The following is a 23,974-nucleotide window of genomic DNA, read 5'->3' on the forward strand; positions in this document are numbered from 1 at the left end:
CCGCACTCCGCACTCGCCTTCTCGCGTTCCCCGCCTGCTCGCGTTTCCCGTGGTTACGTTTCCCGTGGTTACGGAACGACCGTGACCGGCCAGCGGCCGGACTTCACCAGGCGGACGCCGACCGAGCCGACCAGCCGGTGCCCGGCCTTCTGCGACGCGCCGATGACCACCCCGTCCGCCTTGAGCTGGTCGGCGAGATCGACCAGGCCCTGGTACGGGTCGCCGGGCGAGGTGTAGAACTCCCAGCGCAGATGCTGTCGTTCGGGCATACGCTCGGCCGCCTGGCGGATCTCAGCCAGCAACGCGTCGGCGACCTCCTGCTCCGCCTGCATCACCGCCGCGCCGACGTCGGCGCCACCCATCGCGCTGATCGGCTGCACGTAGACGAGCGCCAGCTTGGCCCCCTGTCGCCGCGCCAGCCCCGCGGCGTAGGCGGCCGCCCGCATCGAGGAGTCGGATCCGTCGATACCGACCACCAGCACCGACGGACCGTCGGTGCCCAACTCGAAGGCGTGCGCGGAGTACGCGGCAGACTGCGGGGTGCCTGCGGCCTCCGCGTCACCAGCGTTGCGCGCGCGCTCGGCGTTGCCCGTGCTTCCCGGCTCGTCCTCGTTGGCCATCGTCCTCTTCCCCTCCGGTTCCCCGACGTTGTTGACGTCGTCCTGACCCTACGCCCCACCAGGCGTCCCTCCCGGGCGGCACAGCGGGAGGGTCAGGCGGCGGCGCCGAACTTCGCGTCGAGGAAGTCCAGCAGCAGGCGGGTGGTCTGGTCGGGGCGCTCCATGGTGGGCAGGTGCCCGGCCCAGGGCAGTCCGACCCGGCGTGCGTCGGGAAGCTCGGCGGCGAGCCGTGCGGCAGAGTCGCGGAAGTCCTGGAAGTCGTGCGCTCCCGAGACGACCAGGGTCGGCACCTCGATCTTCGACAGGTCCCGCTCGACCGGGGCGGCGGCGAAGTCCTCGGTCAATCCGGACTGCACCTCGAACGCGCGGCGCTGCATGGTCCGCAGGGACGCCTTCGCGGCGTCGTCGGCCTCGGGGCCGAGCCAGGTGACCACGTTGAGCTCCGTCGCCGCGTCCAGGTCGCCCGCGTCGAGCAGCGCGTCCTCGCGCTCGCCGAAAGCGAGCAGCTCGGGCTGCCACTGCTGGCCCGGGACGGGAGCGCAGAACAGCGCCAGCCCGCCGACCCGGTCCGGCCGGTCCAGGGCCACGTCCTGGGCGACCCTGCCGCCGTTCGACGAGCCGACCAGAACCGCACGCTCGATCCCGAGCCCGTCCATCAGGGCGAGGACGTCGTCAGCCTCCCGGTACGGGCCGTCCGCAGGCGGCGTCGTGCCGAAGCCGCGGAAGTCGCAGCGCACCACCCGGCGACCGGTGCGGACCAGCGCCGCCCACTGCGGATCCCACATCCGGCTGTCACCGACACCGGCGTGCAACAGCACCAACGGGAGCGCGTCACCACCGGCAGCGGCCCCACGCGTCCCGGCCTTCTGGACCGGCCCCGTCACCTCATGAGAGATCGTCATTCCCCCGACCCTGACCCGGTCTTCGTCAGGGGTCAAGCGGATTCCTCCGACACGGCGGTCAGGAACCGGCGATCTGCTCGTGGTGGCGGATGACCTCGGCGATGATGAAGTTGAGGAACTTCTCGGCGAACGCCGGGTCCAGACGGGCGTCGCTCGCGAGCTCGCGCAGCCGGGCGATCTGCTCACGCTCCCGGGACTGGTCGGCGGGCGGCAGCCGGTACTGCGCCTTGAGGCGGCCCACCTCCTGCGTGCACTTGAACCGCTCGGCCAACATGTGCACGATCGCGGCGTCGATGTTGTCGATGCTGCCGCGGAGGCGGTCCAGCTCCGCCTTCGCGTGCGGGTCGACTTCGGCGTGGCTCTCGGACATGCGCTCCCCTGGTGTCTGTGGCGTGGCTGCGGCGCACCGGCTGCCCGGTCGACGCCACGGCCCTCGTCGAGGGGCCAGGATACCGATTCGGCATTTGCTGCCCAGGTCATGTAATGTCTTCCCCGTCAGCAGGCGCCGCTAGCTCAGTTGGTTAGAGCAGCTGACTCTTAATCAGCGGGTCCGGGGTTCGAGTCCCTGGCGGCGCACAGACAGCGAAGGGCCTCCTTGTTACGGCAGGGAGGCCCTTCGGCATTCGCTGCGATAGGGTCGGGACGACCGTCGTCATGACCGGTCATGACCGGCGCCGACCGAGGAGGTGAGACCCATCAACGCTCGTGCCGCGTGGATGCTCCCCTCGAACGGCCGCCGCTGACGAGTCCGCCAAGGACCGTCACTGGGCCGAGCCGGACCGGGGAGTCCCGTTCAGCCTCCCGAAAGGCCCGTTGGACCAGATGTCTCCGACTCCTCCCCCTCTTTCTCCCGCCAGCTCCCCCGCTTCACCCGCTTCCCCCGCTTCCCCTGGCGCCCGCGACGCCGTCGTGGCCCGGCTGCGCGCCGCCGGATGCGTCTTCGCTGAGGACGAGGCCGACCTGCTGGTCGCCCAGGCGAGCAGTCCGGCGGAACTCGAGGCCATGACCACCCGACGCGTGGACGGCCTGCCGCTGGAGCACGTGCTCGGCTGGGCCGAGTTCTGCGGTCTGCGTGTTCACGTGGACCACGGTGTCTTCGTCCCCCGCCCTCGCACCGAGTTCCTGGTCCAGCAGGCCCTGCTGACCGAGGCGGCCACCCGCCAGGACCTGAAGGACCTGGTCGTGGTGGACCTCTGCTGCGGCTCGGGGGCGCTCGGGGCCGCCGTGTCCGACCGGTTGCGCACCTCGGGCCGCTCGGTCTCGCTGCACGCGGCCGACATCGACCCGGCTGCGGTCGAGTGCGCCCGGCGCAACATCGCTCCCTACGGCGGCCACGCCTACGCCGGCGACCTCTTCGACGCCCTGCCGGCTGCGTTGCGCGGCCGGATCGACGTGCTGCTGGCCAACGTCCCCTACGTACCGACCGAGGACGTGGCCCTGCTGCCGGCCGAGGCGCGTGACTACGAGGCCCTGGTCGCCCTGGACGGCGGCGCGGACGGCCTCGCCGTCCTGCGCAGGGCCGTCGCCGGGGCCGCGCACTGGCTGGCCCCGGGCGGCGTCGTGCTCGTCGAGACCAGCGAGCGGCAGGAGGACGCGGCCATGTCCGCTTTCGCGGCCTCCCGGCTCACCGCCCGGGTGGCGACCTCCGAGGAGTACTGGGCCACGGTCGTGATCGGCGAGCGTCCGGCGGCGTAGACCCTGCCCGTCCGGGCCTGGGCCCTGCCCGTCCGGGCCTGGGCCCTGCCCGTCGGGGTGTGGGCCCTGACCGTCGGAATGACCGTGCTGCTCAGGCGCGGACCGGCTCCGGCCGCCGGGAGCCGGTGATCTGGCGCGAGGCGGCAGGGGCCGCGGGGGTCAGCTGGTTACGCAGCGCGACCAGCGCGATCAGGCCGAGGCCCGCGCCGACGGCCGGGACCAGGAAACCCGCATGAGCGCCGTGGGAGTCGATCAACCGGCCCGCCGCAGTCGAGCCGAGAGCCAACCCGAGGCCGATCGCACCGGTCAGCCAGGTGAACGCCTCGGTCTTGGCGCCCGTCTCGACCAGGGTCTCGACCAGGGTGTAGGCGGAGATCAGTGTCGGCGCGATGGCCAGACCGCAGCAGAAGGCGGCGATGCCCAACGCGAACAGGTTGGGCATCGCCCACAGCGTCGAGCAGCCGATCACCAGCGCGGAGTAGGTCACCAGCAGGCGGAACCGTGGCGAACGCTTCCACTGGACCGCGCCGAACGCCGTACCGGCGATCACGCTGCCACCGGCGAAGAGTCCGTACACCAGGCCGCTCAGTCCGGCCTGGCCCGCCGCCTCGCTGGCAGCGGTGACGGAGACCTGCATCGCGCCGAAGACCGTGCCGACGCCCAGCAGGGCGACGACCAGCAGCCGGACGCCCGGCTTGCCCAGGGCGGAGCCGCCGGTCCGCCCCACCGTCGTGCGGACCGGCGGGGCGGTGCGGCGCTGCGCCGCGAAGGCCAGTCCGCCGACCACCGTCAGGGCCACCTCGGCGACCAGTCCGGCGGCCGGGGCCACCGTGGTGCAGAGGGTGGTCGCCAGGACCGGGCCGAGTACGAAGGTCAACTCGTCCGTCACGGACTCGAACGCGAACGCCGAGGACAGCGCCTCGGGACGCCCGTCCAGGGCGTGCAGCCAACGGGCCCGGACCAGCGCGCCGATCTGCGGCAACGACGCCCCGGCCAGCCCGGCGGCGAGGAACAGGCTCCAGATCGGCGCACCGGCCAGGGCCAGCACGACCAGGGCCACGACCGAGCCGGCATGCACGGTCAGGCAGGGCAGGAGCACCACGGCCTGACCGCGACGGTCGGCGAGTCGGCCGGTCAGGGGAGCGCCGACGACCTGGGTGATCGAGGCGACAGCCGCGACCGCGCCGGCGGTGGTGTAGGAGTGGGTGGTGTCGAACACCAGGAGTACGGTGCCCAGCCCGAGCATCGCGTAGGGCATGCGCGCGACGAATGCGGGGAGCAGGAAGGTCCAGGCGCCGGGGGTACGCAGCAGCGCACCGTAGCCGAACGAGCGGGCCATCGGGGAGGCTCTCTCTGCTGCCTGGTAGCGCTGGGAGCTATGGGTGTGCCCCGCGCGCCGAGGGTCGTCCTCTGTGCGTCGACCGGGGTAGATACCGCAGGTTCCGCCGGATAGGCGCGTCCTGCAGCCGCCGAGCGGTCTAGCCGACTCTGCATCAGGCAGATGTAGCTGGTCTCGGTAGATCTACGGTCATCTTATCCGGTGAGCGCTCACAGCCGGACCGTCCCGGACGTGAGTCCGCCCACCATTCGCCCGACCTTAACCTCGGTTCACTCCCGTTCATTCCGCCGCACCACTCGCGGGGCGCCCGTCACCGTACGGACGCGTGCGGTTGCGGTGCGTGCGGCACGGGGCAATCGTGGCTCTCGACCCGACCCACGCGGGCTCTCACCGACCCGTGTCACTCAGCCCCCGGAGGGCCAGATGCCCGACCGCAGCTCCTACCCCGACGGCGCGCCTTGCTGGGCCGACCTGAACGCTCCCGACCTGGAGTCCGCACGCCGCTTCTACGGCGCCGCCCTCGGCTGGGAATTCCAGGACGAAGGCCCCGAGTACGGCCACTACACGATGTGCCTGTGGAAGGGGAAGCCGGTCGCCGGACTGATGCCGCCTCCCCCGAGCGCGGACTCCCTGGCCCCGGCCTGGAACGTGTACCTCAGCACCGGCGACATCGAGCGGACCCTGGCCGCCGTCGAGGCCGGTGGCGGGAAGATCGCCATGGGGCCGCACGACATCCCGGACTCGGGACGGCTGGCGTTCGCCTTCGACCCGCAGGGTGCCTCCTTCGGGCTGTGGCAGCCGGGCGTCCACGCGGGCGCCGGCCTCTACGGCGAGCCCGGCGCGATGGCCTGGAACGAGATCTACACGACCGCCGGCGGCGCGGCGGACGCCTTCTACGCGGGGCTCTTCCCCTATCGGCAGCGCCAGATCGGCGACGAGGTCAACTTCGACTACACCACCTGGACCCCCGAGGGCGCCGACCGCGAGGTCTGCGGTCGGCTGCGCGTCACCGATCCGGCACACGACCTGGCCGCCGGTGGCGGCTCGCCGTTCTGGTCGGTCTACTTCGCCGTCGCCGACGTGGACGAGACGGCCAAGCAGGTGGCCGCGCTGGGCGGCTCCGTCCTGCAGAGCCCGTTCGACTCACCGTACGGTCGGCTCTGTGTGGTGAAGGACCCCTCCGGTGCGGCCTTCACCGTCATCACCCTGGCGTCCTGACCTGGCCAGGCCGCACTTCGGCCCACCCCTGACGTGACTCACCTCTGACCTGAGTGACGCCTGACCTGAGTGACGACGAGTCACTCCTTGTCCCCACTTTGGAGGCCCGACGTGGCAACCACCCGTATCGCGCGCACGAACTGGCAGGGCAGCCTGCTCGACGGCAAGGGCGTCGTCGCCATGGAGTCGTCCGGCATCGGCGAGTTCCCGGTGACCTGGGCCTCGCGGTCCGAGCAGCCCAACGGCAGGACCAGCCCCGAGGAGCTGATCGCCGCCGCGCACAGCAGCTGCTTCTCGATGGCGCTCTCGCACGGGCTGGCGGGTGCAGGCACGCCGCCCACCTCACTGGAGACCACCGCAGAGGTGACCTTCCAGCCGGGGACCGGCATCACCGGCATCCACCTGACCGTGGTGGGCACCGTTCCCGGCCTCGACGAACCCGGTTTCGTCAAGGCTGCGGAGGACGCCAAGGCGAACTGCCCAGTCAGCCAGGCACTGACCGGAACGACGATCACGCTGAGTGCCTCTCTGGCGTAAGGTACCGCCGCCTCGCGAGCGGTCCAGCGAATCCGGACTCACGTCACGGAAATGAGTGAACGGGGGCGCACGCTGCATGCGCGCGACCCCCACGACGGAGTGAATCAGCCCCGGAATGCTTGGCAGGCCTCCGGGGCCTGCACCTAGGATCCTTACCGTGCGTAGCGGCCCTCCCGGTCACCCCGGCTCCTCCGAGGACATCGACGTCCTCGGCGCTCTCCGCGAGCCCGGAGCGATGACCGTCACGGCCGACGCCGAGTCAATGAGCGCAGTGGATGCAGTGAGTGCCGTGAGTGCAGTGAGCACAGCGAGTGCGGTGAGTCCGGCGGATCGGCGCAGCCTTGAGGACGCGCTGCGGGCCAGCGAGAACCGTTTCCGGGCCGCGTTCGTCGATGCCGGCATCGGTATGGCGTTGATCGACCGGAGCGACCGGATCATCGAGGCGAATCCGGCGCTGGCCGAGATGCTGGGGCGAACCGTCCCGGAGTTGATGCGACTGCACATCCACGCGGTGATGGACATCGAGGAGAGTTCGCGGCAGGTCTACCGCGAGCTGGTCCGCGGTGAACGGGACCGGATCCGCCTGGAGAAACGGCTGAAACACCGTCAGGGACATGCGGTGTGGACCAACATCACCATCTCCCTGATCCGCGACTCCAACGGCGAGCCGCTCTACACGCTGGCGATGGTGGAGGACGTCTCCGAGGCGAGGCGACTCGGAGACCGGCTCCACTACCAGGCCATGCACGATCCGCTCACCCAGCTGCCGAACCGCTCCCTCTTCTTCGAGCGGCTGGCCGGCGCCTTCGCCGAGGCGGATCAGCGGATCGGCCTGTGCTACCTGGATCTGGACGGATTCCAGGCGGTCAACGACACACTCGGCCACCACATCGGCGACGAGCTGCTCGTCGCGGTTGCCCGCCGGCTGGAGCAGCGGTTCACGGCGCGGGGGCATCTGGTGGCCCGGATGGGCGGCGACGAGTTCGCCGTGCTGGTGCCGCGCAGCGCGGGCGCGGAGGAACTGACCGCGTTGGCAGCCGAGGTGGTGGAGGTGGTCGGCGCCCCCTACGACCTGAGCGGTCAGCGGGTCGCCGCCACCGCGAGCGTCGGCGTGGTCGAACGGCCCGTGCCCGGCACCACGCCGACCGAGCTGGTCCGAGACGCGGACGCGACGCTGTGCTGGGCGAAGACGGACGGGCGGTCCCGCTGGGCGCTCTACGACCCGGAGCGGATCGCGTACCAGACGACGCGTCAGGTGCTCGCCACGACCATGCGGCCCGCACTGGAGCGGGGCGAGTTCCTGCTCGAGTACCAGCCGCTGGTCGACCTCAGCGGCGGTCGGCTGTGCGGCGTGGAGGCGCTGGTCCGCTGGCGGCATCCGGACTTCGGCCGCCTCGCGCCGGATCGTTTCATTCAGATCGCCGAGGAGACCGGGGCGATCGTCCCGCTGGGCCACTGGGTGCTGGAGACCGCCTGCGCCCAGGCGCGCAGCTGGCTGGACCGCTTCCCCGAGGCGCAGCTCTTCGTCAGCGTCAATCTCGCAGCACGTCAGTTCTCTGACTCGGACATGGTTGCGGATGTGGCCGAGATCCTTGGTTCGACCAAGCTGCCCGCGCGGCTGCTCCAGTTGGAGCTGACCGAGAGCGCGGTGCTGGGCCCGGTCGGTCGACCGGTCGAGGCGCTGCACGCGCTGTCCGCGATGGGAGTGCGGATCGCCATCGACGACTTCGGCACGGGCTACTCGAACCTGTCCTACCTGAGTCGGCTGCCGGTCCACGTCCTCAAGCTGGACGGCTCGTTCGTCGAGGGCTTCCGGGAGCCCCGCGAGAACCGTGTGAACGGCGAGAGCGGCGAGAACGGCCAGAACCGCCCGCACGGCGCGAACGGCTCGGTCGCGCGGGGCGCGGCGGACGAGAAGATCGTCGCCGCCCTGGTCCGGCTCTCGCACGTGCTCGGGCTGACCGTCACGGCCGAGGGCGTCGAGAGCGCGACCCAGGCCGACCGGCTCCGGGCGACGGGCTGCGACACCGCCCAGGGCTGGCACTTCGGCCGGGCCGTGCCGGCTACGGAGATCGACCACCTGCTTGGCGCGCGCCGCCGTGCCGCCACTCGCTGAGCCGCCCCGCCGCAAGTCCCCCGAAGGGGTGAGGAGTGTCCACCCTGCCGCGCGCCCTGCATCCTGACGGTTCATCAGTCCATACGCTCGGCCGTATGCCACAGCGTCGCCTGCTCACAGTCCTGGCTCTCGCCGTGGGCGCGCTGCTGCTCGTCTTCGCGGCCGGGGCCGATCTGCTCGCGCCCAAGAACCCGCACCAGTTCGGCCCGCTCCAGGCGCAGAGCGGGGACGCCCTGCTCGCAGACGGGCAGCCGTGGCAGGACAACACCGTGCTGCCTGCCCACACGGTCCCGTTCGGGGCCTTCCTCGGGTCGGACTTCGCCGACTCGGCGCAGAGCCAGATGTCCGTCTGGCTGCACAACGCGGACCTGCAGGTCGGCCACACCTACCTCCCCGGCGAGAACTGGTCTGACATCGAAGGGAGCCCGGGGCTGCTGGCGCCCTGGGCGCAGTGGCGGCTGTCCCGTCCCGACCGGATCTTCGTCCTGGCAGTGCCGATGCAGGCGCAGAACGAGGACAACCTGAGCGACGACGAGGTCGCATCCCTGCTGCAGCAGGCGGCAACAGGCGCGAACGACGGTCACTTCCTGACACTGGCCCGACGGCTGGTCGCGCTGGGCATCCCGGACACGATGATCACGCTGGGCTGGGAGATGAACGGCATCACCTACACCAGCCGCTGCGGCCCGGACCCGACGGACTGGAAGACCTACTGGCGGCGCATCGTCCACGTCATGCGCAGCGTCCCCGGCCAGAGGTTCCGGTTCGACTTCACCCCGAACCGGGGGCCGGACGACCACCCGTGGACGGACTGCTACCCGGGCGACGACGTCACGGACGTCATCGGCATGGACAACTACGACCAGGGGCCCGGCGAGACCTTCGCCGACTACGTGACCGAGCAGTACGGGCTGCTGGACCAGGTGCGCTTCGCCGCTGCACACCACAAGCCGGTCTCCTACCCGGAGTGGGGCATGTTCCGCCACGGCGACGACCCGACCTTCATGCGGGACATGATCGACTGGATGGAGACCCACGACACGCTCTACCAGACCATCACCGACTACTGTCCGCACGGCGTGCTGAACTGCGACGAGAACCCCCAGTCGAGCGCGGTCTACCAGCAGATGATGTCCGATCAGCCACCGCCGCTCCCCAGCCCGTCGCCGACGCCGTCTCCCACGCCGACGCGGAGCACCGGGCCGAGCCCGACGTCCAGCGCGACGCCGACGCCCTCCGCGCAGCCGTCGCCGAGTCCGAGTCCGACGCCCACCGCCACGCCGACACCGACGATGCCGCCCACCACGGGCTCGACCACGCCGCCCGCGGTCCCGCTGCCGAGCCCGACCTGCCACCGCCGACGGGACTCCGGCCCCTGCCCGAGCCCGGCCGGACAGCCGCTCCCGTCCCCGGTGGCGTCGAGCCCGACGCCACTCCCGGACAGCACGCACATCAAGCTGCCCGGCCGCTCCTGAGGAGCACCACCCTTCTGCCGGGAACCTTCTGCGGAGCACCTTCTGAGCACCGCGCCTCAAAGCTCCACGCCTCAGAGTTCCACGCCTCCGAACAGCGGTAGGGCAGCGGCTTTCCGCAACCGGCCCTATCGGTTGCGGCATCGGTCCGGGCATCGGTCTCGGCATCGGCATTGACTTCTCCGGCGCGCGGTCCGACCCTCTCCCTCACCCGGACAGCACCCGGGCCACCGGTACGACTGTCATCCCGCCGAGCCCGCACCGCCGGCGAGGACCTCTGCGCGGGACCGCACCGCCCGACGCGTCTCCACCACCCTTCACCGCCGCGCGTCGGCGTTCGGCCGGACGGCCGCGACCTCACGTCGCCCCTGCCCGCACGCCCCGAAGCCGCGCACGGCCGCGCTCCCCACCCACCGAGCGACGTGCGAGCGACCGACCGGCACCCCCGCGCACAGGACGGCGGAGGCGCTGCGCTCGCGCGCCGCTCGCAGAGCCGACCGGAGGACAGTCATGGATCAGCACGACCGCGCACGCCTGTCGAGACGCGCCTTCCTGGGCGCGACCGCGGCCGGTGCCGCGCTCGGGGTAGCCCAGTGGACGCCCGCCTTCAGGGTGTCCGCAGCCGAGGCGGCCACCTCGGCACCGCCGAACTTCCCCAGCACCATCTCCGTCTACCAGCAGGCGTTCACCAACTGGTCCGGCGAGATCAAACTCAACCCGACCTGGACCTGCGCCCCGAGCAGCCCGAACGACGTGGTCACCCTCGCCAACTGGGCCTACGCCAACGGCTGGAAGCTGCGTCCGAAGGGCATGGGCCACGGCTGGTCGCCGTTCCTGGAGCCGAGCGGGGCCTCGGGCAACATCCTGTTGGTCGACACCACCGTCAACCTCACCGCCGTCACGGTCAACTCCGGCTCCCCCGCCTCGGTCACCGCGCAGACCGGGGTCACCATGCTCAACCTGCTGACCTCACTGGAGAACGCGGGCTACGGCCTCACCAACACCCCGGCTCCCGGCGACCTGACGCTCGGCGGCGTGCTGGCCATCGACGGCCACGGCACCTCCGTCCCGGCCGGCGGCGAGTCGCTCGTCGCCGGACACACCTACGGCTCCGTCAGCAACCTGGTCACCTCGCTGACCGCGGTGGTCTGGGACTCCGGCAGCAGCGCCTACGTGCTGAAGACCTTCCAGCGCAGCGACCCCGACATCGGCGCCTTCCTGGTGAACCTGGGCCGCGCCTTCGTCACCGAGGCGACCTTGCGCGTCGGGGCCAACCAGCGGCTGCGCTGCGAAAGCACCTACACGACCCAGGTCACCGACTTGTTCGCGCCGCCCGCGTCGGCCGGGTCCAGTTCGTTCGCGTCGCTGGTGAACAAGTACGGGCGGGTGGAGAGCATCTGGTTCCCGTTCACCACCGTGCCCTGGCTCAAGGTGTGGTCGGTGACGCCAAGCAAGCCGTGGCTGTCGAAGGAGGTGGACAGCCCGTTCAACTACTCGTTCTCGGACTCGATCACCACGCAGGAGTCCGGCTACGTCGCCGACATCCTCTCCGGCGACGTCGGGATCACACCGACCTTCGAGAACCTGGAGATGAGCATCGTCGGCTCCGGGCTGATCACCACCGGCACCTGGGACATCTGGGGCTGGGCCAAGAACCTCCTGCTCTACGTGCGCCCGACCACGCTGCAGGTGACCGCCAACGGCTACGCCATCCTCTGCGCACGCAGCGACATCCAGCAGGTGGTCAGCGACTTCTACACGTACCTGCAAGGGCAGTTGACCACCTACCAGAACGCGGGCCAGTACCCGATGAACGGCCCGTGGGAGGTCCGGGTCACCGGCCTGGACAACCCCGCCGACTGCGGCGTCCCCGGCGCGGTCCAGCCGTTGCTCAGCGCGGTCCGGCCCCGGCCCGACCAGCCGCAGTGGGACACCGCGGTCTGGATGGACCTGCTGACGGTCCCCGGCACTCAGCAGTCCGAGCAGCTCTACCGCCAGACCGAGCAGTGGGCGCTGTCCCACTACACGGGCAGCTACGCGGCGGTGCGGGCCGAGTGGTCCAAGGGCTGGGCCTACTCCGGCACCGCGGCCTGGGCGGACCCGACCGTGCTCGGCACCACCATCCCCAACTCCTTCCGCACCGGCCAACCGACGGACGCCAACTGGGACACCGCGCTGGCCACGCTCGACAAGTACGACCCCGGACGCATCTACTCCACCGCGTTCACGGATACGCTGCTGCCCTGACCTTGTCCTCTTGCTCGTCTTGTCACGGCAGTAGTGGTGGTGGCCCAGGTGACCGACGTACCCACAGCGCATGGCGTTCCTGCGGTGCGGATCGAACGCGACGGGCCGGTGTGGACGGTCGTCCTCGCTCGCCCCGGGCGCCGCAACTCCGTCGACGGACCCACGGCGAACGCGCTGTTCCGCGCGTTCGCCGAGTTCGACGCGGACGAGACGGCGTCGGTGGCCGTGCTGTGGGGCGAGGGCGGCACGTTCTGCGCCGGGGCCGATCTCAAGGAGGCCGACGGCCCCAACGGCAACGTGCTCACCACCGACGGTCCCGGGCCGATGGGCCCCAGCCGGATGCGCCTGTCCAAACCCGTCATCGCCGCCGTCGCAGGCCACGCGGTGGCGGGCGGGCTGGAGTTGGCGATCTGGTGCGACCTGCGCGTCGCTGCGGAGGACGCTGTCTTCGGCGTCTTCTGCCGCCGCTGGGGCGTTCCGCTGATCGACGGCGGAACGGTCCGCCTGCCGCGTCTGATCGGCGCGGGCCGCGCAATGGACCTGATCCTGACGGGTCGTGAGGTTCTTGCCCCCGAGGCGCTGGCCATCGGTCTCGCCGACCGCGTCGTCCCCGTCGGGACCGAGCGCACCGCCGCGGAGGCGCTGGCACGCCGGATCGCGGGCTTCCCACAGACCTGCATGCGCGAGGACCGCCTCTCGGCGCGGGAGGCGGAGGGCCTGACGGAGGAGGCCGCGCTGGCCAACGAGTTCCAGCACGGCCTCGCCACCCTCAAGGCCGAGGGCCTCGCGGGCGCGGAGAAGTTCCGCGCGCGGGAGCGGTAGTCGCGTCGCCTGCGGCCCGAGCAGGGCACTGCGCGGGCGGCAGACGCCGCAGGCCGACGCTCACGTCAGCGGCTTCGCCATGACCCGCTCGTGCCCGCTGCCGTCGGGGAGGGCGTCGCCCACCTCGCCCGTGTCGACGAAGCCGTGCCGGGCGTAGAGGGCGGTGGCGTTGGTGTTGTCCGGTCGGACGGAGAGACGCAGGGTACGGGCGCCTCGGACGACCGCCCAGCGGGCGATCGCGTCGATCAGGCCGTCCGCGACGCCGTGGCCCCGCGCAGCCGGACCGACCCACAGCGAGATCAACTCGACGGTCGAGGCGTCGCCCTCGACCGGGACACCACTGCCCATTCCGACCGGGCGGCCGTCCAGGACCGCGACCAGGTCGTGCGCGCCCGGGATGGACAGACGACCGCGCCAACGGTCCTCGCGGTCGCCGTCGCCCTGCCACTCGGCCAGGGTCGAGCCGAAGGCGTAGGGCGCCTCGGCCAGGGCCGCCAGGCGGAGTTCGCGCCAGAGCGGCCAGTCGTGCGAGGTGAGCGTGCGTAGTTCGAGCATGTCCCGACCCTGCCTTCGGCTCGCCACCGGAGGCAACCGAATTCCGTCGGCCGTGTCGGCACCGCACCCGCTACGCGGGCCGCAGCGCGGCGAGTTGCTCGGCGAACGGGACCACGTCGGCGAACGGGTCGCTGCGCCGTGCGGCCGCCGGGCGGCCCCGCAGGACGGACGCCAACTCGTCGGCGGCGCGGTCGATCCGCTGCCGCAGACCATTCTCGTCGGCGCTGCCCCAGTCCTCCGATGCGGCGAAGACCGCGGTCGGCTGCACCACCGCGCGCAGATAGGCGAAGAGGGGGCGCATGGCGTGGTCGAGGGCCAGCGAGTGGCGCGCGGTGCCGCCGGTCGCGCCCAGCAGGGTGGGCTTTCCGGCCAGCGCGCCCTGCTCCAGGACGTCGAAGAAGGACTTGAACAGGCCGCTGTAGGACGCGGAGAAGATCGGCGTCACCGCGATCAACGCGTCCGCCTCGGTGACGCTGTCGATCGCGTGACGCAGCGCCTCGCCCGGGAAGCCGGTCACCAGGTTGTCGGCGATCGGGTGGGCGAGCTCACGGAGTTCGACGTGGTCGACCACGACCTCGCGTCCGTCCGCGGCAAGCCGGCTGCGGACCGCCTCGGTCAGCCGGTCGGCCAGCAGCCGGGTCGAGGAGGGCTGGCTCAGCCCGGCCGAGACGACGGTCAGCGTGATGGGGTCCATCGGTGGGGTACTCCTTCTCTCCGTCAGTGGCTTCGGTTCCTGCAGTTCCTTCAGTTGCAGTCGCGTCAGTTGCGCCCTGCCGTCTCCGGCTGCGGCTCCGTCTGCTGTGCCTCCTCCGCCGCCGCGCGGAGCGAGGCGTGGGTCGGGGCGGCCGGGACCCCGGCCGAGCGGCGCTTGGCGAACTCCTCGCGCAGCACCGGGACGACCTCCTCACCGAGCAGGTCGATCTGCTCCAGCACCGTCTTCAGCGGCAGGCCCGCGTGGTCGACCAGGAACAGCTGGCGCTGGTAGTCGCCCGCGTAGTCGCGGAAGGACAGGGTCTTCTCGATGACCTGCTCCGGCGAGCCGACGGTCAGCGGCGTCTCGGTGCTGAAGTCCTCAAGCGACGGGCCGTGCCCGTAGACCGGAGCGTTGTCGAAGTACGGGCGGAACTCGCGCACCGCGTCCTGGGAGTTGCGGCGCATGAAGACCTGCCCGCCCAGACCGACGATCGCCTGCTCAGGCGTGCCGTGGCCGTAATGGGCGTAGCGCTCGCGGTAGAGCTCCACCATCCGCCGGGTGTGCTCCTTGGGCCAGAAGATGTTGTTGTGGAAGAACCCGTCGCCGTAGAAGGCAGCCTGCTCAGCGATCTCGGGCGAGCGGATCGAACCGTGCCAGACGAACGGCGCGACGCCGTCGAGCGGGCGCGGGGTCGAGGTGAAGGACTGCAGCGGGGTGCGGAAACGGCCCTCCCAGTCCACCGCTTCCTCGCGCCAGAGCTGGTGCAGCAGTGCGTAGTTCTCGATGGCGAGCTGGATGCCCTGGCGGATGTCCTTGCCGAACCAGGGGTAGACCGGGCCGGTGTTGCCGCGTCCCATCATCACGTCGACCCGGCCGTTGGCGATGTGCTGGAGCATCGCGAAGTCCTCGGCGATCTTCACCGGGTCGTTGGTGGTGATCAGCGTGGTCGAGGTCGAGAGGATGATCCGCTCGGTGCGCGCCGCGATCCAGCCGAGCATGGTCGTCGGCGAGGACGGGACGAACGGCGGGTTGTGGTGCTCACCGGTCGCGAAGACGTCGAGGCCGACCTCCTCGGTCTTCTCCGCGATGGCGAGCATGGCCTTGATCCGCTCGTGCTCGCTGGGGGTACGCCCGGTGGTCGGATCCGGAGTCACGTCGCCCACGCTGAAGATGCCGAACTGCATACCGGCGTCGGGCGCGGTCCCCGCGATGGAGTGCGCGGGGGTGACGGGGCGCGTCGCGGGCGTCGTCATGGGGCTCACCTGTCTCTCACTTCGAGATTTCGTTGAACATTCAACCATGTGTCCAACCACTCGGCCAGCCGGTGCATTCCTCGCGTCCTTTGTCAGTGGTGGCCGCTAACGTCGCGTGCATGGTGATGGGGGCACTGAACGTGGTGCGCGGAGATGCGACCGCGCCGCAGGGCAAGGGGCCTAAGGTGATCGCCCACGTCTGCAACGACATGGGCGGCTGGGGCAAGGGGTTCGTGGTCGCGCTCTCCAAGCGCTGGCCGGAGCCGGAGGCGGCCTACCAGCGCTGGCATCGCGAGCGGGCGAAGAACGACTTCGGCCTGGGCGCGGTGCAACTCGTCCGGGTCGGGCTGGGAGCAGATCGCGCGGCCGAACCGGAGCGTGATCAGGGACGAGAACGAGAGCAGGGCAGCGGCGGCCGTCCGGGCGTCGCGCCGGGGCTCTGGGTGGCGAACATGATCGGCCAGCACGGCACGCGCCGGGGTGGCCGCGGGCTACCGCCGGTTCGGTACGAGGCGATAGGGACCGCGCTGTCCGCCCTGGCCCCGCTGGTGCTGGAGCGGGGCGCGTCGGTCCATATGCCGCGGATCGGCTGCGGGCTCGCGGGCGGGCGCTGGGAGCGGGTCGAGCCGCTGGTCCGGGACGTGCTGGTGAGCCGGGGCGTATCGGTCACGGTCTACGACCACGGCTGACCGGACGAGGCCGGTCAGCCGAGGTCGTCGCCTCAGGGCCGCGGGCCGTCGCCCCCGGCATCGGCATCGGCATCGGCATCGGCAGACGGAGGAGACGCGGGCGACACGGCGGACAGGGCGCGGACGACTGCGAAGAGTCGGCCGCTCTTCCAGGCGGTGCCGATCGACCCCTCGCAGAACCGCTCACCGCGCACGATGGCGGTCGCCGCGCGGACGGCGTCGCCCGGCGTGAAGGTACCGCCCGGGGCCAGATCCGGCTCGGTGAAGGATGTCCAGGCGTAGGCGGGGGTCACCGCGCCCACCGCCACCAGCGCCTGGGTGAGGCCGTCGACCCGGGATCCGTAGGTCGCGCAGCCTCCGGTCCACTCGACGTCGCCGGGTTCGACGGCCCAGCCCGCGGCGTACTCGGCGAGCGCACGCCAGGCCTGGCGCGCCGGCTCCGACTCGCGGTCGAGGCCGGCCAGCAGGGTCGCGTCGTCCGGGTCGCCGTCCGCGCCCGTGCCGAGGGCGGGACGCCGGTCGGAGTCGGGGTGGATCAGGCGCCGGGTCAGGTCGTACTTGGCCGTGAGCCGGGCCCGGAGGGCCGCGTCGGGAAGCAGTGCCAGCCGATCGGGTGCCGAGTTGGACGACAGGTCCGCGTCCTTGACCGTCACCGCGCCCGGGGTGGCGAGGATGCGCGCCGCGTAGTCCTGGAGCGGCTCGCCGGTGCGCTTGGTCATCGCGACCACGATGTCCTTGGTCCGCTGCGGCAGGGCGGCGGAGGCCAGCCAGTTGAGCGTGAGCGCGTCGTCCTCGATGGCGTCGTGCAGCCAACCCGCTGCCACCTGTGCGTCATCACCGCCGTAGGACGCGGTGCGACTGGCCACGGCCTCCAGATGCTCGACGTACGGGCGGCCCGCCTTGTCCACCTGCTGAGCGTGCGCGTTCCGGGCGATCGCTTCCACCTCGGCCAGGGAGAGCCACGGCCCTGCCTCACCCGCCTCACCCGCCTCGTGCGGCTTCTCGGTCACCTGAGTCTCCCTCGTTCGTCGTCTTCGGACCGGTCCCGGACGCCGGTGCCTCGCCCACCGCCAGGACCGTGCCGCACCTCCATCATGCGCAGGCGGTCCCGGTGTGTCGCCAGGCTCCGCCGGGCCGACACGCCGTCCAGGGATATGGACCGGCGTCGCGCCCGACGGTCATTCCATCGCACAATCTGCATCCATGAGCTCTTCCGTCCCGCTCGGACCCGCTGATCCCCTGCCCCCTCACGCCTCCTCCACCTCTGCCGCACGGCTGTTCCCCGTGGCCGACGGCGTCCATGTCTGGCGTCCCACGCCGGGGCACGGCTGGGGGCTGGCCAACTGCGGTCTGGTGACCGGTTCCTCCGCCGCCGCCTGGATCGACTCCCCCTACGACCGCACGCTGGCCGACGAGTTCCGTGACCGGTGCGCACCGGTGCTCCCCGCCGGCGCCGAGTTGGAGTGGCTCTTCGTGACCCACGGCAACGGCGACCATCTCTGGGGCTGGGAGGCGGTCCCGCAAGCGCGCATCGTCTACACCCGGGAGACGGCCGGGCACATCGCGCACGAGCCCGACCCGTGCGACCTGCACGGCCTGGTCCACCACGGCGACCGGGAGACGCTCGTCGGCTGGTACCTGCACCGCCACTTCGGTCGCTACCTGTGGCCGCAGACAACGTTGCCCACACCGACGTTGACGTTCAGCGGCGTGCTGGAGGCGATGGTCGGCGACACGCCGGTCCGGATGATCCAGATCCCGTCGGCACACACCCGCGGCGACGCGATCGCCTACCTGCCGCGCCAGCAGGTCTGCTTCGCCGGTGACGTCCTCTTCACCGCGAGCGAGGACGAGCCAGGGGACCATCCGGTGCACTGGGCCGGACCGCTGGAGAACGTCATCGCCGGCTGCGACGAAGTGCTGGCCACCGGCGCGACCGTCGTCGTCCCGGGTCACGGCCCGGTGGTGGACCGCGCCGGGGTCCACACCCACCGGGACTACCTCTGCTGGCTGCGGGACGGCGTCCACCGGCTGCACGGGCTCGGAGTCCCCGCGGCGGAGGCCGCGCGGCGGCTGCTCCAGGAGAACCGCGACCCCGCGCTGCATCTCCCGGAGCGCCTGGCGATCACGGTCCCGATGCAGTACCGGCACCTCGACGGCACGCCCGAGGTGCCGATGCTGGAGCAGGTGCGCGGACTGGCCCAACTCGCCTGGGAGCTGGAGCATCCCGACACGCCGTTCCCCGGCCCGCGTACACCTGCGTCCGACGCCGCTCCGGCGTCCGACCTGGCCGAGGTCCGCTGACGGAGCGGGGGTCGGAACGGCAGTCGGAGCGGCGGTCGGTTCGCCGTGCAGAAACGGCGGACGATCCCGAGCGACAGAGCGACAGAGCGGCCCGAGCGACAGGTGGCGGTCAGGCGAGGCGCAGCGCGCCGAGCAGGTCGGCGCTCCGGAGGAGGGTGGGAACGCCCTCCACCCCGGCAGCCCAGTCCTGCGGCAGCGCGGACAGCCCGTGGGCCGCACCGAGCAGGTTGCCGCAGACCGCGCCGGTCGAGTCGCTGTCCCCGGAGTGGGTGACGGACAGCGTCAGCGCCCGGCGCGGATCGGCCGGGGCGGCGAGCACGCAGTGGACCGCGATGGCCAGGCACTCCTCGGCGATCCAGCCTAGGCCGACGCGCTCGACGGTGTCGAAACCGGCGTTGCCCTCGGCCGCCAGCCGAACGGCGCGCTCCAGCGCCTCGACGGTCTCCGTGCCCGCGCCGAGCGGCGCGGACGCCGCCTGCTGGATGGTCTCGGCCACCGCGGCCGACGGCTCCTCGCCACTCACCAGGCGGTCGACCAGGGCCGCGAAGGCCCCGGCCGCGACGTAACCGGTGGGGTGGCCGTGGGTGAGCTGCGCCGCCTCGGCGGAGAGGCGGAACGCCTCCTCCGGCCCCACCCCGACCAGCCCGAACGGCGCCGAACGCATCACCGTGCCACAGCCCTTGGAGTTCGAGTTGACCACCCCCACCCGCCCGAACGGAGCCACCTCCGGCAGCTCCGGATGGTCCCGCAGGCCGGACATGCAGGCGTTGCCCGGCGCCCGTGAGGCGTAGAGCCAGGGCTCGCCGAGGAGGCCGACGTTCTGCTCGCCCTCCGGGCCGGACAACCGCTGGGTTCGCAGCCATCGCTGGTAGGCGGCGTGCGCAGCGGCGCGGACCTCGCTGCGTCGGCCGCCGGTCCACAGCAACGCCTCCGCCGTGAAGAGGGTCATCTGGGTGTCGTCGGTGACCTCGGCGAGCCGGTCGCTGCCGGCCCTGCCGGCACGGCGGGGCAGTTCGGTCACGCCGTCCTGGCCGTGGGCGGCGAGGATCGCCTCGAGGCCCTGGAACTCCACCGGCCAGCCGAGCGCGTCCCCGGTCGCGCCGCCCACCAGGCAGCCACGAACCCGCTCCGACCTCGCCAGATAGGCTGCCATGGTGGTGTTCTGATCCATCTGATCAATCGTCATGCGCGTTCCCCTGTTGTTTCCGTTCCCCGGCCCCGGCCGACAGCGTCCCCTCCGCGAGCAGGTCGCCGAGCTCCGTGCGCCGGTACACGACGCGTCGGCCGACGCGTGTGCCCACCACCAGCTCTGCTTCGCGCAGCACGGCCAGGTGTCCGCCGATGGTACCCAGCGACTGATCCAGCTGAGCGGCGAGTTCGCTGCTGGTCGCGGGGTGCTCCAACTCCCGCAGGATCGCCGCGCGTCCGGCGCCGATCAGGCGCGCGAGCGCGCCAACCACCCGCCGGGACGCCGGAGTCGGGTCCGCTCCGCCCGCAGCCCCGCTGCCGCGTGCCGGATAGACGAGGGCGTACGGTGCGTCAGGTGCCTCACAGAGCCAGCTACTGCTCGGCTTCACGATCGGGACGAAGAGCATGCCGTCCGGCCCGACCACCCGGTCCGGTCCCGCACGGTCGCTGAAGCGGATGGCGTCGACGCCCACCCACGCGCTGCGCCTGCTCATCTGGTCCAGAGCGCTCGGCCACCCGTAGGCGGCGAGCAGCCCTGCCCGGTAGGTCACGTCACGCTCCAGCACCAGGCGTTGCCTCGGCCAGTCGGCGGCGAGCCGCTCGGCCCACACCTCGCGGACGAAGGCCGCCGTCCGGGCCGCCCAGGAGTGACCCGTGAGCCAGGACAGGTCGCGGTCCTCCCAGCTGTGCGCCAGCGTGCGCTCCAGGCTGCGGCGGACCTGGTCGTCGGGCACCTTGGCGACCTCCGCGAGCTCGGAGTCGAGCGTGGTGCCCATGCCGCCCCTCGGGGGCAGGGTGACGTGGTCCGGGAGGTACTTGGTCGAGCTGACCAGCATCACCAGCCCACGCGCGAACGGGTCGGCGTCGAGCCGGGCCCGGAAGGCGGTGTGATGGCGCCCGTGCCAGTCGGCGAGCCAAGGGTGCACGCACGGGCGGCACAGCAGCATCATCGACGCCAGCGCCTGCGCGAAGGGCGAGAGCGCGAAGCGGGAGCGGGACAGGGCCAGCGAGTCCAGCCGTAGCAGCACCATCGACGTCGCCCTCTCCTCGTCCCGCCGCTCCTCAGCCCCCGGCCCTCGGCCCACCGCCCGAAGTAAGGGCACAGCGGCGGATCCGAACTTTCGCCTGGTGCCGAAAGAATAGTGCCCGCCACCGACCGGTCGCAGACTCGACCGGTGCTCCCACCTCTCCTCCTGCGGCGATCAGGTTTCCGCTGGTTCTTCTCCGGCCAACTCGTCTCCCTTCTCGGCAGCTCGATGGCGCCGGTCGCCCTGGCCTTCGCCGTGCTGAACGCGTCCGGCCGCCCGGACGACCTCGGCGTCGTGCTGGCCGCGCACATGGTGCCGCTGCTCGCGTTCCTGCTGATCGGCGGCGCGACCGCGGACCGGCTCCCACGCCGGACCGTGCTCGTCGCGGCCAACCTCGGCTCCGGGCTGACCCAGGGCGCGGTGGCGGTGCTGCTGCTCACCGGCAACTACTCCCTGCCCGCCGTCGCCACACTGGAGTTCTTCAACGGCCTGCTCGCCGCGTTCACCACACCGGCGCTGCGCGGGCTGCTGCCGGAGCTGGTGGCCACCGAGGAGCTCCAGCGGGCCAACTCGCTGCTCTCGTCGGTCAAGAACGGCACCCGGGTGTTCGGGCCCAGCGTCTCGGGTCTGCTGGTCGTCGCGGTCGGCGGCGGACCCGCGATCGCCTGCGACGCGCTGAGCTACCTCGTCGCCGCCGCCTGCCTGACCCGGCTCCCCCCGCCCGCGACCCCGCCGACCTCGACCACGCGCGCCGCCACCGCGCGCGGAACGCTTCGTCGCGATCTGCGCGAGGGGTGGACCGTGTTCCGCGGGACGCCGTGGGTCTGGACGGTCACCACGGCGTTCTGCGTGACCAACCTGGTGCAGACCGGCACCTGGCAGATCCTCGGGCCCCAACTCACCAAGCAGCTCAGCTCCGAGGCGACCTGGGGGTTCCTGCTCAGTGCGCGCGCCGTCGGGATGCTGCTGATGAGCGCGCTGATGTACCGGCTCGTGCTGCGCCACCTGCTGCGGTTCGGCCAACTGGCCTGCTTGCTGGGTGCGTTGCCGCTGCTGGCCATCGGCGCGGAGCTGCGGACGCCGTGGCTGATCACGGCGGCGTTCGTCGGCGGCCTCGGCTCGTCGCTTGCCGGAACCGCCTGGGACACCTCGCTGCAGGAGCACATCCCGGCGCAGGTGCTGTCCCGCGTCGCCGCCTACGACGACCTGCTCTCCTACATCGCCATCCCGATCGGCCAACTCGCGGTCGGGCCGCTGGCGCAGCGATTCGGCGGCTTCCACGTGATGACGGCCGCCGGGCTCTGCTACGCCGCCGTGGTGCTGCTCCCGCTTGCCTCACCCGCCGTCCGCGCGCTGCCGCACGTCCCTGCCGGCCCGCCCGGTCAGTTGCTCGGCGGGGTCGAGCCGACCCAGCTGTACTCGTAGTGCGTCTGCCCCGGCGCGAACGACGTGTACGGCGCGGGGTTGACGTCCATGCAGTCGCTGGTGTCGCTCGCCGCGTTCTGGGAGACCGCCGTGGTCGGCAGCGCCCCGGCGGAGGGAAGCGGGTTGGCGGCAAGGTAGTCGGCGCCGGCGGTCCAGTCGGTCCCGATGACCAGCTTGAGGCCGGTTCCAGATCCGGAACCGGAACCGGAGGCCGAGCCGGACGCCGTCAGCGCCTTGGTCGGCAGGCCGAGCGCGGACGCGACCGCTTCCGCCTGGGCCTTCTCGGCGCTCGGGTAGGTGAGCGTGGTGGCCGATGCCTGACCCGAGTTGGTGTCCAGCGTGGCCTGGGAGAAGCCGTGGGCGGCGAGGTAGTCGGTCATCATCCGGCCCCGGCCCGTCTGCTGGCTGTCGTTCTGGACGGTCACCGACACCGTCGCCTTGTCGACGGGCTGGGTCGGCGCGGGGGTGGGGGTCGACTGGGTGCCGGTGGTCGACGGACCGTTCTTGTCCAACGGGATGTCGTTCACGAGCATGTTGAAGATGGTGAAGGCATCCTGAGTGGGTATCAGATGCGCGGTGGGATCCGCCGGGTCAGGCGCCCAGGGCATGGTCAGCGTGGTGATCCGGTTGGTGGCCACCTTGTTGAGCTCCAGCGCCAGGTCGGCCAGCGCGTTGACGCTGCCCAGACCGGTGTCCACGGAAAGCGACTTGGTGGCGGCGACCGCCAACTTGTTGACCGTGAGCGGGTCGAGCAGGGTGTTCAGCGACTTCATGGAGCGGACCATGGAGTTGAGGTAGAGGTGCTGCGCCTTGGTCCGGCCGATGTCGGAGCCGTCACCCCAGGCGTGCCGGGTGCGCAACCACTCCAACGCCTGGTCGCCGGTGATGACATGGGTGCCCGCGGACAGCTCCAGGTGGGAGCCGATGTCGTGCTGCACACCCGAGGAGTCGGTGTAGACCTCGGTGTCGCGGACGTTCTCCTTGGTGCAGACCGAGACCCCGCCGATGGCGTCCGCCATCTGCACCACACCCGAGAAGTCGATCATCATGTAGTGGTCGATGTGGATGTGGGTCAGGTCTTCCCAGGTGTCGACCGTGCAGCCGGGGCCGTAGTTGAGGCTGTCCGTGATGATGTCGCGGTGGGCGGGGTGCAGGACGCCGCTGGAGTCCGTGCAGGCGGAGATCTGCACAGCGGTGTCGCGCGGGATCGACAGCACGGACGCGTTGGTGCGGTCCGCGGACAGGTGGACCAGCATCTCCACGTCGGCATGCGGCAGGCTGTTGTCGCAGGCGCCGCCGAGACCGCAGTCCGAGGCGCTGTTCCGCCCGTCGGACCCGATCAGCAGGATGTTCAACGGTGTGCGCCCGAACCGGTCCGGCTTCGGAGGCGCAGCGTGGACCACGGCGCCGTTGTTCAGGGCGCCTTTCTGGATGTTGCCGTTGAGTTTCTGGACATAGAAGTACAGACCGCCCGCAGCCACCAGAATCAGGAACGCCAGAGTTCCGGACGTCCACAGGAGTATTCGCTTCCAGCGGCCCTTCTTTGAACGGGAAGCGCGACGCGCGGCACGGCGCGAGGCCCGGTGCGAGTGCGCCGCAACATGCTCCCCGGACGCCCCGGCCCCCTGGCCGTCACTCAACTCCCCGCCGGAGGACGGCTTCTGCTGCACCACGTGGACTCCCCTTCACGCGGTCGGCACGGTCAGCGGAAGACCGGGCGACGACACCCGCGCGCAACCTGCTCGCGACTGTCGCGCGACAATACCCTCACAAGACCCTCACGCGGAACCTTCCTCAGCTCTGAAGGATCGCTGACAAACCATCTGTAGCCGAGCCGCCACAATGCGCCACCGAACTGCGGCTTCCAAGC

At 71.5% G+C, this 23,974-nt stretch carries 21 protein-coding genes, 1 tRNA gene and 1 pseudogene; 11 read left to right on the plus strand and 12 right to left on the minus strand.

Annotated features, from left to right (window positions below):
- Positions 1-68: 68 nt before the first annotated feature.
- From ABH928_RS18400 to ABH928_RS18410, 3 genes are all read right to left on the minus strand, one after another.
- Positions 69-620, minus strand: a complete 552-nt coding sequence (locus ABH928_RS18400) for a universal stress protein (protein ID WP_370067668.1) — start codon at positions 618-620, stop codon at positions 69-71.
- A gap of 92 nt (positions 621-712) precedes the next feature.
- The gene (locus tag ABH928_RS18405) at positions 713-1,522 is read right to left on the minus strand and encodes an alpha/beta fold hydrolase (RefSeq protein ID WP_370067670.1); all 810 of its coding nucleotides are present in this window, start codon (positions 1,520-1,522) and stop codon (positions 713-715) included.
- Between the two features lie 58 nt (positions 1,523-1,580).
- Positions 1,581-1,892 (minus strand): chorismate mutase, encoded by a 312-nt coding sequence (locus ABH928_RS18410; protein ID WP_370067672.1) that lies wholly within the window; start codon positions 1,890-1,892, stop codon positions 1,581-1,583.
- Positions 1,893-2,024: 132 nt separating this feature from the next.
- Here ABH928_RS18410 and ABH928_RS18415 point away from each other — a divergent pair.
- Together ABH928_RS18415 and ABH928_RS18420 are read left to right on the plus strand one after the other, a co-directional pair.
- Positions 2,025-2,098: transfer RNA gene (locus ABH928_RS18415), tRNA-Lys, on the plus strand.
- Positions 2,099-2,344: 246 nt separating this feature from the next.
- The gene (locus ABH928_RS18420) at positions 2,345-3,217 is read left to right on the plus strand and encodes a putative protein N(5)-glutamine methyltransferase (protein WP_370067674.1); all 873 of its coding nucleotides are present in this window, start codon (positions 2,345-2,347) and stop codon (positions 3,215-3,217) included.
- 91 nt (positions 3,218-3,308) lie between these two features.
- Here the strand turns inward: ABH928_RS18420 and ABH928_RS18425 are convergent, their stop codons facing one another.
- The gene (locus ABH928_RS18425; RefSeq protein ID WP_370067676.1) at positions 3,309-4,556 is read right to left on the minus strand and encodes an MFS transporter; all 1,248 of its coding nucleotides are present in this window, start codon (positions 4,554-4,556) and stop codon (positions 3,309-3,311) included.
- 423 nt (positions 4,557-4,979) lie between these two features.
- Between ABH928_RS18425 and ABH928_RS18430 the strand changes: the two genes are divergently transcribed.
- The 6 genes from ABH928_RS18430 to ABH928_RS18455 all read left to right on the plus strand — a co-directional run bounded on the left by ABH928_RS18430 (position 4,980) and on the right by ABH928_RS18455 (position 12,968).
- Entirely contained in the window at positions 4,980-5,774 is a 795-nt protein-coding gene (locus ABH928_RS18430; RefSeq protein WP_370067678.1) for a VOC family protein, read from the plus strand.
- 111 nt (positions 5,775-5,885) lie between these two features.
- On the plus strand, positions 5,886-6,311 hold the full coding sequence (locus ABH928_RS18435; protein WP_370067680.1) for an OsmC family protein: 426 nt from the start codon (positions 5,886-5,888) through the stop codon (positions 6,309-6,311).
- Positions 6,312-6,573: 262 nt separating this feature from the next.
- Positions 6,574-8,427, plus strand: a complete 1,854-nt coding sequence (locus ABH928_RS18440; RefSeq protein ID WP_370067946.1) for a putative bifunctional diguanylate cyclase/phosphodiesterase — start codon at positions 6,574-6,576, stop codon at positions 8,425-8,427.
- Positions 8,428-8,522: 95 nt separating this feature from the next.
- A complete protein-coding gene (locus tag ABH928_RS18445; RefSeq protein WP_370067683.1) occupies positions 8,523-9,902 on the plus strand; it encodes a glycoside hydrolase family 26 protein in 1,380 nt (459 codons plus the stop codon).
- Between the two features lie 507 nt (positions 9,903-10,409).
- A complete protein-coding gene (locus ABH928_RS18450; protein WP_370067685.1) occupies positions 10,410-12,146 on the plus strand; it encodes a cholesterol oxidase substrate-binding domain-containing protein in 1,737 nt (578 codons plus the stop codon).
- A 48-nt stretch (positions 12,147-12,194) separates the two neighbouring features.
- The gene (locus tag ABH928_RS18455; RefSeq protein ID WP_370067687.1) at positions 12,195-12,968 is read left to right on the plus strand and encodes a crotonase/enoyl-CoA hydratase family protein; all 774 of its coding nucleotides are present in this window, start codon (positions 12,195-12,197) and stop codon (positions 12,966-12,968) included.
- A gap of 60 nt (positions 12,969-13,028) precedes the next feature.
- Here ABH928_RS18455 and ABH928_RS18460 read toward each other — a convergent pair whose 3' ends face one another.
- From ABH928_RS18460 to ABH928_RS18470, 3 genes are all read right to left on the minus strand, one after another.
- Positions 13,029-13,523: an N-acetyltransferase family protein gene (locus ABH928_RS18460; protein WP_370067689.1), complete on the minus strand. Its 495-nt coding sequence runs from the start codon at positions 13,521-13,523 to the stop codon at positions 13,029-13,031.
- 70 nt (positions 13,524-13,593) lie between these two features.
- Positions 13,594-14,217: an FMN reductase gene (locus ABH928_RS18465; protein WP_370067691.1), complete on the minus strand. Its 624-nt coding sequence runs from the start codon at positions 14,215-14,217 to the stop codon at positions 13,594-13,596.
- Between the two features lie 65 nt (positions 14,218-14,282).
- On the minus strand, positions 14,283-15,401 hold the full coding sequence (locus ABH928_RS18470; protein ID WP_370067948.1) for an LLM class flavin-dependent oxidoreductase: 1,119 nt from the start codon (positions 15,399-15,401) through the stop codon (positions 14,283-14,285).
- A gap of 194 nt (positions 15,402-15,595) precedes the next feature.
- Here ABH928_RS18470 and ABH928_RS18475 point away from each other — a divergent pair, with 194 nt between their 5' ends.
- Positions 15,596-16,159, plus strand: a complete 564-nt coding sequence (locus ABH928_RS18475) for a macro domain-containing protein (protein ID WP_370067950.1) — start codon at positions 15,596-15,598, stop codon at positions 16,157-16,159.
- 32 nt (positions 16,160-16,191) lie between these two features.
- Here ABH928_RS18475 and ABH928_RS18480 read toward each other — a convergent pair whose 3' ends face one another.
- Both ABH928_RS18480 and ABH928_RS18485 read right to left on the minus strand, forming a co-directional pair.
- The gene (locus ABH928_RS18480) at positions 16,192-16,698 is read right to left on the minus strand and encodes a DUF6508 domain-containing protein (protein WP_370067952.1); all 507 of its coding nucleotides are present in this window, start codon (positions 16,696-16,698) and stop codon (positions 16,192-16,194) included.
- Positions 16,681-17,169 (minus strand): annotated as a pseudogene (locus tag ABH928_RS18485) (HD domain-containing protein); the annotation flags it as partial. The gene ABH928_RS18480 and the pseudogene ABH928_RS18485, both read right to left, overlap by 18 nt.
- A gap of 193 nt (positions 17,170-17,362) precedes the next feature.
- On the opposite strand from ABH928_RS18485, the gene ABH928_RS18490 reads away from it, so the two are divergent.
- Positions 17,363-18,463, plus strand: coding sequence for an MBL fold metallo-hydrolase (locus ABH928_RS18490; protein ID WP_370067693.1), 1,101 nt, complete (start codon positions 17,363-17,365; stop codon positions 18,461-18,463).
- Positions 18,464-18,572: 109 nt separating this feature from the next.
- Here ABH928_RS18490 and ABH928_RS18495 read toward each other — a convergent pair whose 3' ends face one another.
- Together ABH928_RS18495 and ABH928_RS18500 are read right to left on the minus strand one after the other, a co-directional pair.
- On the minus strand, positions 18,573-19,634 hold the full coding sequence (locus ABH928_RS18495) for an ADP-ribosylglycohydrolase family protein (protein WP_370067695.1): 1,062 nt from the start codon (positions 19,632-19,634) through the stop codon (positions 18,573-18,575).
- Between the two features lie 4 nt (positions 19,635-19,638).
- Entirely contained in the window at positions 19,639-20,682 is a 1,044-nt protein-coding gene (locus ABH928_RS18500; RefSeq protein WP_370067697.1) for a winged helix-turn-helix domain-containing protein, read from the minus strand.
- A gap of 144 nt (positions 20,683-20,826) precedes the next feature.
- Here ABH928_RS18500 and ABH928_RS18505 point away from each other — a divergent pair, with 144 nt between their 5' ends.
- Positions 20,827-22,104, plus strand: coding sequence for an MFS transporter (locus ABH928_RS18505; RefSeq protein WP_370067699.1), 1,278 nt, complete (start codon positions 20,827-20,829; stop codon positions 22,102-22,104).
- Here ABH928_RS18505 and ABH928_RS18510 read toward each other — a convergent pair.
- Positions 22,062-23,777: an LCP family protein gene (locus ABH928_RS18510; RefSeq protein ID WP_370067701.1), complete on the minus strand. Its 1,716-nt coding sequence runs from the start codon at positions 23,775-23,777 to the stop codon at positions 22,062-22,064. The genes ABH928_RS18505 and ABH928_RS18510 overlap by 43 nt on opposite strands.
- Between the last annotated feature and the right edge of the window lie 197 nt (positions 23,778-23,974).

Source organism: Streptacidiphilus sp. MAP5-3 (assembly GCF_041262505.1).
In the GTDB taxonomy this organism is placed as follows: Bacteria; Actinomycetota; Actinomycetes; order Streptomycetales; family Streptomycetaceae; genus Streptacidiphilus.